This is a genomic window from uncultured Nocardioides sp. (genome assembly GCF_902805925.1).
GTDB lineage: Bacteria > Actinomycetota > Actinomycetes > Propionibacteriales > Nocardioidaceae > Nocardioides.
In genome coordinates, this window is sequence record NZ_CADCUP010000222.1 from 1 (window position 1) to 14,673 (window position 14,673).

The 14,673-nt window shown below is 71.7% G+C and carries 14 protein-coding genes, 1 tRNA gene and 1 pseudogene; 6 read left to right on the forward strand and 10 right to left on the reverse strand.

The window, feature by feature from the left end:
* Positions 1 to 196: pseudogene (locus QZX64_RS16080) on the forward strand (hypothetical protein); the annotation flags it as partial.
* 56 nt (positions 197 to 252) lie between these two features.
* On the opposite strand, the gene QZX64_RS16085 reads toward QZX64_RS16080, so the two are convergent.
* Positions 253 to 414 carry a hypothetical protein gene (locus tag QZX64_RS16085; protein ID WP_295658952.1) on the reverse strand — a complete coding sequence of 54 codons (162 nt, stop codon included), beginning with the start codon at positions 412 to 414 and terminating at the stop codon, positions 253 to 255.
* A gap of 71 nt (positions 415 to 485) precedes the next feature.
* On the reverse strand, positions 486 to 2,195 hold the full coding sequence (locus QZX64_RS16090; protein WP_295661827.1) for a hypothetical protein: 1,710 nt from the start codon (positions 2,193 to 2,195) through the stop codon (positions 486 to 488).
* An 85-nt stretch (positions 2,196 to 2,280) separates the two neighbouring features.
* Between QZX64_RS16090 and QZX64_RS16095 the strand changes: the two genes are divergently transcribed.
* Positions 2,281 to 3,528: a lipopolysaccharide biosynthesis protein gene (locus QZX64_RS16095; protein WP_295661830.1), complete on the forward strand. Its 1,248-nt coding sequence runs from the start codon at positions 2,281 to 2,283 to the stop codon at positions 3,526 to 3,528.
* Positions 3,529 to 3,538: 10 nt separating this feature from the next.
* On the opposite strand, the gene polA is transcribed toward QZX64_RS16095, so the two are convergent.
* Positions 3,539 to 6,247, reverse strand: coding sequence for a DNA polymerase I (gene polA / locus QZX64_RS16100; protein WP_295661833.1), 2,709 nt, complete (start codon positions 6,245 to 6,247; stop codon positions 3,539 to 3,541).
* A gap of 63 nt (positions 6,248 to 6,310) precedes the next feature.
* Here polA and QZX64_RS16105 point away from each other — a divergent pair, with 63 nt between their 5' ends.
* On the forward strand, positions 6,311 to 6,760 hold the full coding sequence (locus QZX64_RS16105) for a hotdog fold thioesterase (protein ID WP_295661836.1): 450 nt from the start codon (positions 6,311 to 6,313) through the stop codon (positions 6,758 to 6,760).
* Between the two features lie 3 nt (positions 6,761 to 6,763).
* On the opposite strand, the gene QZX64_RS16110 is transcribed toward QZX64_RS16105, so the two are convergent.
* Complete coding sequence (locus QZX64_RS16110; RefSeq protein WP_295661839.1) at positions 6,764 to 7,357, reverse strand: GNAT family N-acetyltransferase; 594 nt, start codon at positions 7,355 to 7,357, stop codon at positions 6,764 to 6,766.
* Positions 7,358 to 7,454: 97 nt separating this feature from the next.
* Here QZX64_RS16110 and QZX64_RS16115 point away from each other — a divergent pair, with 97 nt between their 5' ends.
* Positions 7,455 to 8,201 carry a DUF554 domain-containing protein gene (locus tag QZX64_RS16115; protein ID WP_295661842.1) on the forward strand — a complete coding sequence of 249 codons (747 nt, stop codon included), beginning with the start codon at positions 7,455 to 7,457 and terminating at the stop codon, positions 8,199 to 8,201.
* On the forward strand, positions 8,198 to 8,644 hold the full coding sequence (locus tag QZX64_RS16120; protein WP_295661845.1) for a GNAT family N-acetyltransferase: 447 nt from the start codon (positions 8,198 to 8,200) through the stop codon (positions 8,642 to 8,644). Before QZX64_RS16115 ends, QZX64_RS16120 begins: the two co-directional genes overlap by 4 nt.
* An 8-nt stretch (positions 8,645 to 8,652) precedes the next feature.
* Here the strand turns inward: QZX64_RS16120 and QZX64_RS16125 are convergent, their stop codons facing one another.
* From QZX64_RS16125 to QZX64_RS16150, 6 genes are all read right to left on the reverse strand, one after another.
* A complete protein-coding gene (locus tag QZX64_RS16125; RefSeq protein ID WP_366558565.1) occupies positions 8,653 to 9,372 on the reverse strand; it encodes an ABC transporter ATP-binding protein in 720 nt (239 codons plus the stop codon).
* Entirely contained in the window at positions 9,362 to 10,159 is a 798-nt protein-coding gene (locus tag QZX64_RS16130) for an ABC transporter ATP-binding protein (RefSeq protein ID WP_295661851.1), read from the reverse strand. Before QZX64_RS16130 ends, QZX64_RS16125 begins: the two co-directional genes overlap by 11 nt.
* The gene (locus tag QZX64_RS16135; protein ID WP_295661854.1) at positions 10,152 to 11,309 is read right to left on the reverse strand and encodes a branched-chain amino acid ABC transporter permease; all 1,158 of its coding nucleotides are present in this window, start codon (positions 11,307 to 11,309) and stop codon (positions 10,152 to 10,154) included. The genes QZX64_RS16130 and QZX64_RS16135 overlap by 8 nt, the downstream gene beginning before the upstream one ends.
* Positions 11,306 to 12,301, reverse strand: coding sequence for a branched-chain amino acid ABC transporter permease (locus QZX64_RS16140; RefSeq protein ID WP_295661857.1), 996 nt, complete (start codon positions 12,299 to 12,301; stop codon positions 11,306 to 11,308). The genes QZX64_RS16135 and QZX64_RS16140 overlap by 4 nt, the downstream gene beginning before the upstream one ends.
* Positions 12,302 to 12,399: 98 nt before the next feature.
* A complete protein-coding gene (locus tag QZX64_RS16145) occupies positions 12,400 to 13,566 on the reverse strand; it encodes a branched-chain amino acid ABC transporter substrate-binding protein (protein WP_295661859.1) in 1,167 nt (388 codons plus the stop codon).
* Between the two features lie 176 nt (positions 13,567 to 13,742).
* Positions 13,743 to 14,345, reverse strand: a complete 603-nt coding sequence (locus QZX64_RS16150; RefSeq protein ID WP_295661861.1) for an ANTAR domain-containing response regulator — start codon at positions 14,343 to 14,345, stop codon at positions 13,743 to 13,745.
* A 54-nt stretch (positions 14,346 to 14,399) separates the two neighbouring features.
* Here QZX64_RS16150 and QZX64_RS16155 point away from each other — a divergent pair.
* Positions 14,400 to 14,482, forward strand: a tRNA-Leu gene (locus QZX64_RS16155).
* Positions 14,483 to 14,673 lie beyond the last annotated feature (191 nt).

Sequence of the window (14,673 nt, forward strand, 5' to 3'; positions counted from 1 at the left end):
GCTCGTCGCCGCCCTCGGGCACCTGCTGGACGCCGGCGAGGAGCGCGAGCGGCTCGCCGCCGGCGCGCGGGAGATGAGCCACCGCTTCACCTGGGGGCATGCCCAGGGTTCCTTCGCGACGGTCCTGGGCGACGCCATGGGCGGCGTGCTGGAGGCCGTGGTGGACCCGGAGGAGGGGTCCACGCGCGAGGTCTGACGACGACGACCCGGACCGTGGTCCGGGTCGGGCGTGCGAGCGGATATCGCGGAAGGCTACTGCCGGGCGTTGGTGCCGTAGTCGAGCACCGACTGCTCGACCTGCTCGTTGGGCTTCTCGCCGGCGGACCGCTGCGCCTGGACGACACCGACCACGGTCGCACTGGCGACGCCGGCCCCCACGACCAGAGCCGCGATGGCGGCAGTGAAAGATCCCACGACTCTCCTCCTTCTCCGGCCGCCGACGATAACAGCGAATCCGCCCCCCGGACTCATTGCAACGCACTTCTTTACCCGCCGGTTCCTCCTCGGGCACGGTGGCGCCGCCGCAGGGTGAGCAGCAGGGCGCCGAGGGGCCACCCCAGCCACACCGTCCAGGCGGCCCCCAGCGCGACGGCCGTGGCGACCGGGGTCGATGACGGCGTTGGCCGGGCGAGCTCGACCACCCTCAGCTCACCGCTGCTGACGACGGGGTCCCCCGGCACGTCGGGCCGCAGGAGGTCGTTCTCCTCCTCTCCCAGCCGCACGCTGTCGTCGGTCGCCACGAACCGGACGCCGAGGGAGGCCAGCGCCGCAGCCCGCTCCGGCGCCGCGGGCAGGGCGAGCGCGTCGAGCACCCGGGGCCCGCGCGGGTCCTCCCCCGCCACCTCCGTGCCACCCACGAGCAGGACGTCGCTGGCCACGTGGTCGGGGGTCAGGTGGCGCCCGAGCGGGTCCAGGACGCTGCGGAGGCCGTTCCACTCCGGGGCGCGGTAGGCGGTGAAGGGCAGGACGAGCAGGTCCCCGCCCGGACCGGTCGACGCGCGCTCCTCCACGGCGTCCCGGACGACGGCGTACGACGCGGGGTAGGAGACCGGTCGCAGCGCCCCGAAGCCCCCCCACGCCAGGTCGGGCAGCAGGAGCACCGGCACGACCACGAGCGCCGGCGCGACCACCCACTGGGCGTCGCGGGCACGTCCGACGACGACGGCGGCGCCGGCCGCCAGCAGCGCGGCCTCCACCGGCACGAGCAGTGCCAGCATGCGGGTGCTGTCGCGGAGCAGCCCCAGGCCGGGCACCTGCTCCCCCAGCCACCCGACCGTGGCCGGGGAGGCCCAGCCCACGAGTGCGACCGCAAGCCCCAGACCGCCGACGACCAGCCATCGGGGCGCGTCGGGGGTGGTGGCCAGGAAGGCGCGACGTCCGAGGACGGCGAGCACCACCAGCACCACCAGGCTCGTCCAGGCCAGCCAGGTGCTCCGCGAGCCGGGCACGACCTCGGCGTTCCAGATGCCACCGAGGGTGAGCGCGGCCAGCGGTGCCGGCAGGCTGCCCTCCGGCTGAGTGCCGAACAGCCGGGCGCCGTCGGGGTCGGCGACCGCCGCCGACGCGTGCGTCAGCCCCGCGACCAGCCACGGGAGGTTGGCGGCGACCACGCACGCCAGCAGCCGGGCGGTGGCGCGACCGCCCCCGCGCCGCAGGCCGAACACGAGCACGACGAGCGCCGAGACGAGACCGGCCGAGGCGCTCAGCGAGCCGGCGACCAGGAGCAGCGGCAGGGCGGCCGGGACCACCCCGGTGCGCCGTGCCCGGCCGGCGGCCAGCGCCAGCCACGGCAGGGCGGCGTACCCCAGCAGCACGGGCCAGTGCCCGATGACCAGCCGCTCGGCGACGAAGGGGTTCCAGATCGCCGCCGTCATCGCCACCCACTGCGCCGGGAGCGAGCGCCCCACGAGCCGGCGGGTGCCCAGGGCCGCCGCCACCAGGGCGCCGTACAGGACGAGGCGCTGCAGCAGCATGCCCGGGACGAGCTCGTCGAGGAGCGCGACGACCGCGTCGGACGGCACGGCACGGGGCAGGGCGGTGCCGGTGCCGAGGAGGTCCGGGCGCAGCGCCAGGTCGGGCACCCACACCATGTCGTAGGTGAGCACGTAGCCGCGGCCGAGCAGCGCCGGACCGAGGACGACGGCGGCCAGGAGCCACGGCCACAGCGACGTCGCTGCGCGGGCACCACGATTCACGCCGCCGTCCCGTCGCCCGTAGGATTTGAGGCGGTCACGATATCCGAGCCCGGGTGGCCGCTGCCGGCCGTCAGGGAAGGACCAGATGACGAGCGAACGCGTCGCTGCGACCTCGCGCCTGCCCGACAAGGGCAGCCTGATCGCCATCTCGATGGCCGTGATGAACGTGGCGACGTACCTCTTCACCTACTTCGCCGCGCGGCGCATGGGCACCGAGGTGTACGGCGCGTTCGCCGCCCTCATGAACGTCCTCATCGTCGTCAGCGTGCTGTCCCTCGCCCTCCAGGCGACGGCCGCGCGGCGCATCTCGGCCGATCCCGAGCACGTCGCCCAGATCGAGCGGGAGATCCTGCGCGTCACGTGGCGGGCGGCGGTCGTGCTCGGCCTGGTGCTCCTGGCTCTCTCCCCCCTGCTCAAGGTGGCGCTGCGGCTCGACAGCCTGGCCACCGCGGCGCTGGTCAGCCTCGTGGTCGTCCCGCTCACGCTGATGGGCGGACAGGCCGGCATCCTGCAGGGCGAGCGCCGCTGGGCGCCGCTGGGGCTGATGTATGTCGCAGCCGGCGTGCCGCGGCTGGTGCTCGGCACCGCCCTCATCCTCTGGCGCCCGACCGAGCTGTGGGCCATGGTCGGCGTGCTGCTGGGCGCGCTGGTGCCCGTGGCGGTGGGGTGGTGGTCGCTGCGCGGGCACCGCGACCAGTCCGGCCACTCCGACCTGCACGGCGGCGGGCCCGTCCTGCGCGAGTCGCTGGTCAACTCCCAGGCCCTGCTCGCCTTCTTCGCGCTGTCCAACGTCGACATCGTCATCGCCCGCAACGTGCTCGACGGCCACGACGCCGGCCTCTACGCCGGTGGGTTGATCCTCACCAAGGCCGTGATCTTCCTGCCCCAGTTCGTGGTGGTCGTGGCCTTCCCGTCCATGTCCACCAGCCACGAGCGGCGACGCGCCCTCAACCTCAGCCTCGTCCTCGTCGCCGCCCTCGGCGCCGCCGTGACCCTGGGCGCGTGGGTGCTCTCGTCGCTGGCCCTGGTCTTCGCCGGCGGGGCCAAGTACGGCGACATCGAGGGCCGGCTCTGGCTGTTCGCGATCCTCGGCACGGTGATCGCGCTGCTCCAGCTCGTCGTCTACTCGGTGATCGCCCGCCAGGGTCAGCGCTCCATCCTCCTGGTGTGGGCGGGCCTGGCCGCGCTCGTGGTCGGGGCGCTCTTCATGCACACCATCACCAGCCTGCTGCTGTGGGTGGCGGCGGTCGACGCCGTGCTCCTGTTGGCGCTCCTGACGACCAGCTACCGCCACGTGGGCCAGGACGAGCCGCTCCCAGCCACGGCACCCTGACGCGCCGCCGTCAGTGGGCGGCTTCGTGCCAGCTGTGGCCGGTGCCGACCGAGACGTCGAGGGGCACCGCCAGGTCGGCGGCGGAGGCCATCTGCTCGCGCACGAGCGCCTCCAGCGCCTCGCGCTCGCCGGTGGCGACCTCGAACACGAGCTCGTCGTGCACCTGCAGCAGCATCCGTGAGGCGAGCCCCTGCTCGGCGATCGCCCGCTCGACGTTGAGCATCGCGACCTTGATGAGGTCGGCGGCCGAGCCCTGGATCGGGGCGTTGAGCGCCATCCGCTCGGCCATCTCGCGACGCTGGCGGTTGTCGCTGGTGAGGTCGGGGAGGTAGCGCCGGCGGCCCCAGATGGTCTCGGTGAACCCCGAGCGGCGGGCCTCGTCGACGATCCCCCCGAGGTAGTCGCGCACGCCGCCGAAGGTCTCGAAGTAGTCGTCCATCAGCAGCCGCGCCTCGGACGGCTCGATGCGCAGCTGCTGCGCCAGGCCGTACGCCGACAGGCCGTAGGCGAGGCCGTAGTTCATCGCCTTGATCTTGGCGCGCATCTCCACGTTGACCGCCTCGGGCGGCACCTCGAAGACCTTCGCGGCGGTGATCGAGTGGAAGTCCTTGGCCGAGCGGAACGACTCGATCAGCTGGGCGTCCTCGGACAGGTGCGCCATGATGCGCATCTCGATCTGGCTGTAGTCGGCGGTGAGCAGGCTCTCGAAGCCGCCGCCGACGACGAACCCCTCGCGGATGCGGCGGCCCTCCTCGGTGCGGATGGGGATGTTCTGCAGGTTGGGGTCGGTGCTGGAGAGCCGGCCGGTGGCCGCGATCATCTGGTTGAAGGTCGTGTGGATGCGGCCGTCGGCGGCGACGGTCTTGAGCAGCCCCTCGACGGTCTGCCGCAGCCGGATGACGTCGCGGTGCCGCAGCAGGTGGAGCAGGAACGGGTGCTCGGTCTTCTCGAACAGCCCCTGCAGCGCGTCGGCGTCGGTGGTGTAGCCGGTCTTGGTGCGCTTGGTCTTGGGCATCGCCAGCTCGTCGAAGAGCACCACCTGCAGCTGCTTGGGCGAGCCCAGGTTGATCTCCTTGCCGATCACGGCGTAGGCGTCGTCGGCGGCCTTGGTGACCTCGACCCCGAACTCCGCCTCCAGCGCCTCGAGGTGGTCGAGGTCGACGGCGATGCCGACCTGCTCCATCCTGGCCAGCGTGTCGACCAGCGGCAGCTCGACGTCGGCGAGCAGGCCGGTGCCGCCGTGCTCCTCGACCGAGGTGCCCAGTGCCTCGGCCAGGTCGAGCACGGCGCGGGCGTGCAGCATCGCGGTGTCACTGGCCCCCGCGTCGCCCATCGTCTCGCCGAGGGCGTCGAAGCTGAGCTGGTCGGCATCGCCGGTCTCCTGCTTCAGCTCGCGCTTGAGGTAGCGCAGCGTCAGGTCGGCGAGGTCGTAGGAGCGCTGGTCGGGTCGCACGAGGTACGCCGCGAGCGCGGTGTCGACCACCAGGCCGCGCAGCTCCCACCCGCGAGCGGCCAGCGCCAGCATCGGCCCCTTGGCGTCGTGCATCACCTTGGGTCGCTCGGGACTGCCGAGCCAGGAGACGAAGGCGGCGTCGTCCTCGGGGGTGACCTCGCCGGCGTCGAACCAGGCGGCGGTGCCGTCGGCCGCCGCCAGCGCGACGGAGAACACCTCTCCCGTGCCGGCCCGCCAGGTGCCCTGCACGGTCAGGCCGACCCGCGCGTCGCCGGAGGCGTGCTCCTCCAGCCACTCGCCCAGGTCGCCCGGCTCGAGCCGCTCGGCGAGGAGCTCGAAGCCGGAGTCGTCGATGACCTCGACCGACTCGAGGGTCTCGAACAACCGGTCGCGCAGCACCCGGAACTCCAGGCCGTCGAAGAGCGTGTGCACCTCGTGGCGGTCCCAGGGCTGCCGGGCCAGGTCGGCGGGCCCCACCGGCAGCGGCAGGTCGAGGACCAGCGCGTTGAGCTTGCGGTTGCGCATGACGTCACCGAGGTGGGCACGCAGGTTGTCACCCGCCTTGCCCTTGATCTTGTCGGCGTGGGTGATGACGCCCTCGAGGCCGTCGTGCTCGTTGATCCACTTCGCGGCGGTCTTGGGACCCACGCCCGGCACGCCCGGGAGGTTGTCGGAGTCCTCGCCGACCAGCGCGGCGAGCTCGGGATAGCGGTGCGGAGGCACGCCGTACTTCGCCTCGACCGCGTCGGGGGTCATCCGCGCCAGCTCGCTCACCCCGCGCATGGGGTAGAGCACGGTGGAGTGGGTGCCGACGAGCTGCAGGGAGTCGCGGTCGCCGGTGAGGATCAGCACCTCCTGCCCCTGCGCGACCGCCTGGGTGGCGAGGGTGCCGATGATGTCGTCGGCCTCGAAGCCGTCGACCGACAGGTGGGAGATGCGCAGCGCGTCGAGCACCTCCTGGATGAGAGGGAGCTGGCTCTTGAACTCGTCGGGGGTCTTGTTGCGCTTGGCCTTGTAGTCCGGGTAGGCCTCGAGGCGGAAGGTCTGCCGCGACCGGTCGAAGGCCACCGCGACGTGGGTCGGCTCCTCGTCGCGCATGACGTTGATGAGCATCGAGGTGAAGCCGTAGACCGCGTTGGTCGGCTGGCCCGTCGTGGTCGAGAAGTTCTCCACCGGCAGCGCGAAGAAGGCCCGGTAGGCCAGCGAGTGCCCGTCGAGCAGCAGCAGTCGCGGTCGGGGCCCGTCAGTCAACGCAGCGTCGGTCACCTGAGCGACTCTATCGAGCACCACCGACACCGGCTGGGCCCCGGTCCCGGCACAATGGCCGCCATGACCGACCAGCCCGTCCTGCCGTCCGACGCGACCCTCGAGGACTTCCTCGCCCGGATGCCCCACGGCATGGGCACCCTGAACGAGAAGATGGGCATCGAGATCCTCGAGCTCGGCGCCGAGCGCGTGGTGGCGACCATGCCGGTCGAGGGCAACCAGCAGCCGTACGGCCTGCTGCACGGCGGCGCGTCCGTCGTGCTCGCCGAGACGCTGGGCTCGATCGGCTCCGGCATCCACGCCTGGCCCGAGAAGCTGTCCGTCGGCGTCGACATCAACGCCACGCACCACCGCGCGGCCACGTCGGGGATCGTCACCGGGGTGGCCACCGCCGTGCACCTGGGCCGCAGCACCGCGTCGTACGAGGTCGTCATCACCGACGAGCGCGGCAGGCGGGTCTGCACCTCGCGGCTCACCTGCGCCCTGGTGCCGACCGACCGCGTCGGGCTGTGAGCGTCAGCCGGTGAAGGCCTCGCGGCGGCGCCGGCGCGCCGCGAGCACGCGGTCGATGTGACGGCTGCTCTTGCTGCCGGCCAGGGTGGCGAACGGGGTGTGCGTGAGGATGCCGCGTCGCGAGCCGAGCTTCAGCCGCACCGCCTGGGTGGTGGCCACCCGCAGCACCGCCTGCGGTCCCATCGAGAGCCGTGCGAAGAAGCGGTTGGAGTCGCGGGAGGCGGCGGTGGCCGCGGCGCCGACGTGGCCGATGCCGCGCTCCTCGGCGAAGGTGACCGCGACGTCCATCAGGGCGGAGCCGATGCCGTGGCGTCGGAACTGCGGCAGCACGTACGGCGACACGGCCTGCACCACGCGCTCGAGGTTGATGGGCGAGACGGTCGTGGCCCGCAGGTAGACCGCGCCGGCCGGCTGGCCGTCGTACTCGGCGACGACGAGGCGGTCGTCGTCGGTGAGGCAGGCCGCGCCGATGACGGTGTGGAGGTCCTGGTCCTGGTCGGTGCGGTCGGCTCGGCGGATGACGTCGGACCAGAGCTCACGCAGGAACTCGACGTCGCCGGGCACGGCGTTGCGCAGCGTCACCAGGTGTCGACTCACAGTGCACCTCCGGGGAAAGGCAGGGGTTGGTGCCTCACCCCCATGAGCACCGAGGCCTGAGGCTACTCTCTTGCTGCTCGCCACGACTAGGAGGCCCGTGATCACCGGAATCGGCACCCTGACCAACGTGGCGACCGTGCTGGTCGGTGCCGGCCTCGGCGTCCTCCTGGGGCACCGCCTGCCGGAGCGCACGCGCGACGTCGTCACCGACGCCCTGGGACTCGTCACGCTGCTCATCGCCGGCACCTCCGCCTGGGCCGTGCTCGACCCGGTGCTCGCCGACGCCGTCGGCTCCAGCGCGCCGATGCTGATCGTGCTCGGCTCCCTGCTCGTCGGCGGCATCACCGGCTCGCTGCTGCGGCTGGAGTCGCGCGTGGCGTCCCTGGGCGGGTGGCTCCAGCGGCGGCTCGCGGGCGACGCCGGCACCGCCGAGCGGCACCGCTTCGTCGAGGGCTTCGTGGCCTCCTCGCTGCTCTTCTGCACCGGGCCGCTGACGATCCTCGGGTCGTTGAGCGACGGACTGGGCAACGGTGCCGACCAGCTGTTCCTCAAGGCGACGCTCGACGGGTTCGCCGCCATCGCGTTCGCCGCGTCCTTCGGGTGGGGCGTGGCCGCCAGCGCGCTGACGGTGCTGGTGGTCCAGGGCGGTCTCACGGTCGTCGGCGTGGTGCTGGGCGACGTGCTTCCCGATGCCCACCTGGCGGCCCTGACCGCCACCGGCGGCCTGCTGCTCGTCGGGGTGGCGCTGCGGCTGCTGCGCATCCGGGAGGTCCCGGTCGCCGACCTGCTGCCCGCCCTGGTGGTCGCTCCCCTGCTGGTGGCGCTGGTCGGGGCGTTCGCGTGACGAGCCTGCGCCTGGCCGAGCGCGGCGACCTGCCGGCCATCGTCGCCCTGCTGGCCGAGGACCCCCTCGGCAGCGGCCGCGAGCACCTCCACGACCTCGCGCCGTACGCCGCGGCGTACGACGCCATCGCGGCCGACCCCGCCCAGGTGCTGCTCGTCGCGGTCGACGACGGCGACGTGGTGGGCACCCTCCAGCTCACCGTCATCCCCGGCCTGTCGCGAGGCGGTGCCCTGCGGGCCCAGGTCGAGGCCGTGCGGGTGCGCGCCGACCACCGGGGCGAGGGCCTCGGCGAGGTGATGCTGCGGTGGTCGGTCGAGGAGGCCGGGCGTCGTGGCTGCGCGCTGGTGCAGCTCACGACCGACAAGTCGCGCCCCGACGCCCACCGGTTCTACGAGCGGCTGGGCTTCCGGGCCACCCACGAGGGCTTCAAGCTGACCCTCTGACGAGCGGTCTAGAGGTCGCCGCCGAGGTAGGCCGCCTTGACCGAGTCGTCGCCGGCGAGCTCGGCACCCGTGCCGGAGCGGACGATCTCACCCGTCTCCAGGATGTGGGCGTTGTCGGCCCGCTTGAGCGCCTGGGCGGCGTTCTGCTCCACCAGCAGCACCGTGGTGCCCTGCTGGTTGATCTCGCCGATGATCGAGAAGATCTGCTGGATCAGCTTGGGCGCCAGGCCCATCGACGGCTCGTCGAGCAGGATCAGTCGCGGCTTCGCCATCAGCGCCCGGCCGATGGCGAGCATCTGCTGCTCGCCGCCGGACATGGTGCCCGCCACCTGCCCGATGCGCTCCTCGAGCCGCGGGAACAGCGCCATCACCCGGTCGAGGTCCGCCCGGTAGTCGGCAGAGCCGCGGTCCTTGCGGACGTAGGCACCCATCTCGAGGTTGTCGCGGACCGTCATGCCGACGAAGATGCCGCGACCCTCCGGCGACTGGCTGATGCCCAGCCCGACCCGCTCGTGCGGGGCCAGGCCGGTGATGTCCTTGCCGTCGAACCTCACCGAGCCCAGCCGCACCTTCCGCAGCCCCGAGATGGTCTTCAGCGTGGTCGTCTTGCCGGCCCCGTTGGCGCCGATGAGGGTGGTGATGCTGCCCTCCTCGACCTCGAAGGTGATGTCACGGATCGCCTCGATGTGCCCGTAGTTGACGCAGAGACCGTCGACCTCAAGAAGCATCTTCTTCATCCACTCCCAGGTAGGCCGCGATGACGGCCGGGTTGTCTCGGATCTCCGCCGGCGAGCCCTCGGCGATCTTGCGTCCGAACTCCAGCACCACGATCCGGTCGGTCACGCCCATGACGAGCTTCATGTCGTGCTCGATGAGCAGCACGGTGTAGCCCTGGTCGCGCACCCGCCTGATCAGCTCCATGAGCTTGACCTTCTCGGCCGGGTTGAAGCCGGCCGCCGGCTCGTCGAGGCAGATCAGCTTCGGGTTGGTCGCCATCGCGCGGGCGATCTCGAGGCGCCGCTGGTCGCCGTACGACAGGTTGGCGGCGAGCTCGTCGGCGTGACGCTGGATGCCCATGAACCGCAGCAGCTCCATCGCCCGGTCCTGCCCCTCCTGCTCCTCCCGGCGGTGCTTCGGGAGCCGGAAGAGGGCGCTCATGATGCCGGTGGAGTGCTGCGCGTCGGCGCCCACCATCACGTTCTCGAGGGCCGTCATCGCCTTGAACAGGCGGATGTTCTGGAAGGTGCGGGCGATGCCCATCTTCGTGATCTGGAACCGCTTGCGCCCGGCCAGCGACGTCCCCTGGAACAGGATGTCGCCGCTCGTCGGCCGGTAGACGCCGGTGATGGCGTTGAAGCACGTCGTCTTGCCGGCACCGTTGGGGCCGATGAGGCCGAGGATCTCGCCCTCCCTGATGTCGAAGGACACCCCGTCGAGGGCCGTGAGGCCGCCGAAGCGCAGGGTGAGGTCCTGGACGTCGAGGATCTTGGCCCTCTCGAGGCTGGGCTCAGGCACGGCTGGTCTCCCCATCGGTCTCGGCTCCCTCTTCGAGGGCATCGATCTCCTGCTCCATCTGCTTGGCCCGCACCGTCCGGCGTGGTGGCAGGAGGCCCTCGGGCCGGAAGATGGCCAGTGCCATCAGGGCGGCGCCGAAGGCCAGCACGCGGAAGTCGGCGAAGTCGCGGAACCTCTCGGGCAGGTAGGCCACGAGGAACGCGCCCACGAGCACGCCCCACCGGTTGCCCTGTCCGCCGACCACGACGGCCGCCAGGAAGAGGATGGAGTAGAGCAGCAGGAACGACAGCGGGTTGATGAAGCTCTGCCGGCTGGCGTACAGCGCCCCGGCCAGCCCGCCGATGAACGCTCCGGTGGCGAAGGCCAGCAGCTTGAACCTGAACGTCGGCACGCCCATCAGCTCGGCGGCGTCCTCGTCCTCGCGGGTGGCCTCCCACGCGCGCCCGACCCGGCTGTCCTTGACCAGGCGGTCGGCGAAGAGCATCAGGATGACGACGGTCAGGCCGAGCCAGTAGTAGGGGATCTGGTCGAGCACGCCGAACTGCAGGACCGTCGTGGTGTCGTTGAAGTCGAGCAGCGGGGTGCCGGTGTCCCAGTTCAGGTGCGGGATCTCGAACAGCGCCGGGCCGGGCGGCCGGTCGATGTTGGAGATGCCCTTGGCGGCGCCGAGCCACTCGGTGTTCGTCGCCACGAGGCGGATGATCTCGCCGAACCCGAGCGTCACGATGGCGAGGTAGTCACCACGGACGCGCAGCGTCGGGGCGCCGAGCAGGACGCCCGAGAGCGTCGACGCGGCCACGGCGACCGGCAGCGCGAGCAGCAGCGGCCAGTTGGCGTGGAAGGAGGTGAGGATGGCGGCGGTGTAGGCGCCGATCGCGTAGAAGCCGACGTAGCCGAGGTCGAGCAGGCCCGCATAGCCGACCACGATGTTGAGCCCGAGGGCGACGAGGCAGTAGATCGTCACGGTGAAGAGCACGCCGCCGAAGTCCGTGCCGGGCGGGGAGATGATCGGTGGCTCCAGCAGCGGGAGCGCGTAGGCAAGGAGCGCCAGGAGCACCCACAGCGTGATCTTGAGGGGCTTGGGCATGGCGACGACGCGGCCCTTGAGGCCCGCGCCCCTCTTCGGCCGAGCGCTGACTGCGGTGCTCATGTGCGTGCCTTTCCGAGCGACTCACCCAGGATGCCGGTTGGTCGGAAGAGGAGGATGACGACGAGGAGGACGAAGGCGACGACGTCGCGCCACTCCGAGCCCAGGAGGGCCGAGCCCCAGTTCTCCGCGACGCCGAGGACGAGCCCGCCCAGCAGCGCGCCGCGCAGGTTGCCGATGCCGCCCAGCACGGCGGCGGTGAACGCCTTGACGCCGAGCAGGAACCCGACGTCGAACCGGGTCGTCTCGATCTTCAGCATGTAGAGGAACGCGGCGGCGCCGGCCATCAGGCCGCCCAGCAGGAAGGTCACCTGCACCGCACGGGTGGAGTTCACGCCCATCAGGGCGGCGGTCTCGGCGTCCTGCGCCGTGGCGCGGATGCCGCGGCCCAGGCGCGAGCGGCGGACGAACTGGTCGAGGGCGAACATCATCACGATCGCCGCGACGATGACGATCACGTCGATGACCGTCACGTCGTAGCCGAAGAAGCTGAACAGCTTCTTGCGCTCGAGGAGCGTCGGCATGCTGCGGTTGATCCGCGCACCGCTGACGTACTCGCTCAGGCTCTCCTCCAGGCCGAACCAGCCGGCCACCCGGTCACGCAGGCCGAGCAGCTCGGCGAGCACGAAGGACGCGCCGATGGCCGAGATCAGGGCGATGAGGCGCGGAGCGTTGCGCTTGAGCAGCGGCCGGTAGGCCACCCGCTCGAGCAGCAGCGCGATGGCCGCGGACACGAGCATCGCCGCGACGAGGGCCGCGACCAGGATCGCGATGCCCCTGCCCGAGCTCACCCCCGCGTCCCCGCCCAGGGCCAGCACGGTCCACAGGGCGGCGAAGGTGCCGTAGGCGAACACCTCGGAGTGGGCGAAGTTGATCAGCTGCAGGACGCCGTAGACCATCGTGTAGCCGAGCGCGATGAGGGCGTAGATGGCACCGAACGCCAGACCCGTGATGGTCAGTTCGGGGAAGTTGTTGAACAGGAACTCGAAGTTCACCAAGCCTCCTGGGCTCTGGGTGCCGCATGGTTGCGGCCGGGGGGCTAGGGCCCCCCGGCCACAACGACGACGCTTGAGATGTAGAGCAAGCTGTCAGGTCAGCTGGTGATCTCCTGGTCGGGGACGATCTCGCCGCCCTCGACGGTGTAGGCGTAGACGTGGACGTCGGCCGGCTCGCCGGTCTCGTCGAACGTCAGCTGCTTGGTGATGCCCGCCTCGTCGTAGTCGTTGACGAACGCGAGCATGTCCTCACGGGTGCTGATGCCCTCGGCGATGCCGTCGAGGAAGATCTGCGCCGCGTCGTAGGCCTCGGCGGCGTAGGTGCCGGGGGCACCACCGAACTCAGCCTCGTAGGCACTGGCGAACTCGGCCACGGCCGGGTCGTCGGCGGGGATGCACGGGCAGGTGATGACGGTGGCCTCGGCAGCGTCACGGGCGCTGTCCATGTAGCCGGGGTCCTTGACGCCGTCGGCGACGACGAAGGTGCCCTCGAAGCCGGAGTCGCGCAGCTGGCGGACGAGCAGGCCGGCCTCGGCGTAGTAGCCGCCGAAGAACACGGTGTCGGCGTCGGACGAGCCGACCTTGGTCGCCGTGGCGGAGAAGTCGGTCTGGCCGGTCTGGATGGTGTCGCTGTCGACGACCGTGTCGCCGAGCTCCTCCTCGACGATGCCGGCGAGGCCGGCGCCGTACTCGGAGGCGTCGTCGATCACGAAGACGGACGTGGCGGCGACGGTGTCACGGATGTACGCCGCGGCGGCAGGACCCTGCGTCGCGTCGTTGCCCAGGGCCCGGTGGAAGGTGTCCCAGCCGTTCTCGGAGAGGGCCGGGTTGGTGGCCGACGGGGAGATGGTCGGCAGGCCGCCTTCGGAGAAGATCGGGCCGGCCGCTGCGGACTCACCTGAGAAGGCGGGGCCGACGACGCCGATGATGGCGTCGTTGCCCACGGCCTCGGTGGCCAGCGAGGGCGCCTGGTCGGGGCTGCCCTGGGAGTCGATCTGCTCGTAGGCGACCTCGCACTCGGCTTCGGCGTTGTACTCGTCGATGGCGAGCTGGGCGCCGTTGATGATCGGCTCGCCGAGACCGGCCGCGGGGCCGGTCTGGGGACCGAAGAACGCCAGGGTCAGGTCGCAGGCCGCGCCGTCGCCGCTCGCGCTGTCGCCGTCACCGCCGCCGCTGTCCTCGGTGGTGCCGCAGGCGCTCAGGGTGAGACCGACAGTGGCGATGAGAGCGGCGATGCCGCGCACGCGCTTGGTGGAACGGGTCATGAATCCTCCGCAGTGCTGGGCCGCTGACGTGAACCACGCCACACGGTCGATGGTGGAGCGAAACGTAGCACCAGACGAGCGCTGTGAGCATGACTCGCCCGAGGGGTATTTCGGGTCGTTGCCGATTCGTGACCCGGGACGTAACGCCGGGCCGTCCCACCGTGGCGAGGGCGGCGCTACGGAGCCGGCACCCCGTGCTCGACGACGCCGTCGGCGACCTGCCGCATCGAGAGCCGCAGGTCCATGGCTGTGCGCTGGATCCAGCGGAAGGCGTCGGGCTCGCTGAGGCCGAGCTCCGCCTGCAGCATCCCCTTGGCCCGGTCCATCGCCTTGCGGGTCTCCAGCCGCTCGGTGAGGTCGGCGACCTCCGACTCCAGCGACTGCACCTCCGCGAAGCGGCTGACCGCCATCTCGATGGCCGGCACGAGGTCCTGCTTGGTGAAGGGCTTGACGAGGTACGCCATCGCGCCGGCGTCCCGGGCGCGCTCGACCAGCTCGCGCTGGGAGAAGGCGGTGAGGATGACGACCGGGGCGATCCGCTCGTCGGCGATGCGCTCGGCCGCGGCGATGCCGTCCAGCACCGGCATCTTGACGTCGAGGACCACCAGGTCGGGACGCAGCTCCCGGGCCAGCTCGACCGCCCGGGCCCCGTCGCCCGCCTGGCCGACGACGTCGTACCCCTCCTCGCCCAGCATCTCCGCGAGGTCCATGCGGATGAGGGCCTCGTCCTCGGCGATGACGACGCGGGGCTGGGTGGACGGAGACGGCGGCTGGGTCACCCGGCAAGGCTAGCGCCGCGCGTCAGCCCGCCGTCGGGTACCTTTCCTGCGTCGGCCGGGTTGGCGGAACGGCATACGCGGTGGTCTCAAACACCACTGCCCGAAAGGGCTTGTGGGTTCGAATCCCACACCCGGCACGCTGTCGGCGGCGCGGGGCACGGTGATGGCCGTGCCCCGCGTCCGGCTTTGTCGGATGCCGGCGGCCCCGGCGATCGGGCAGAAACCGCACGCTTCCGGCCCCATAACCTGTCGTTTGGGACCAATCGGCAGGTCCGGACGGCCGGGCGGACCCGGGAGCAGTCGCCACCGCCGTACGACACCAGCCCCC

Coding starts and splice junctions, on each gene's coding strand:
- QZX64_RS16095 (WP_295661830.1), top strand. CDS start 2,281: ATGACGAGCGAACGCGTCGCTGCGACCTCGCGCCTGCCCGACAAGGGC.
- QZX64_RS16105 (WP_295661836.1), top strand. CDS start 6,311: ATGACCGACCAGCCCGTCCTGCCGTCCGACGCGACCCTCGAGGACTTC.
- QZX64_RS16125 (WP_366558565.1), bottom strand. CDS start 9,372: ATGCTTCTTGAGGTCGACGGTCTCTGCGTCAACTACGGGCACATCGAG.
- QZX64_RS16135 (WP_295661854.1), bottom strand. CDS start 11,309: ATGAGCACCGCAGTCAGCGCTCGGCCGAAGAGGGGCGCGGGCCTCAAG.
- QZX64_RS16145 (WP_295661859.1), bottom strand. CDS start 13,566: ATGACCCGTTCCACCAAGCGCGTGCGCGGCATCGCCGCTCTCATCGCC.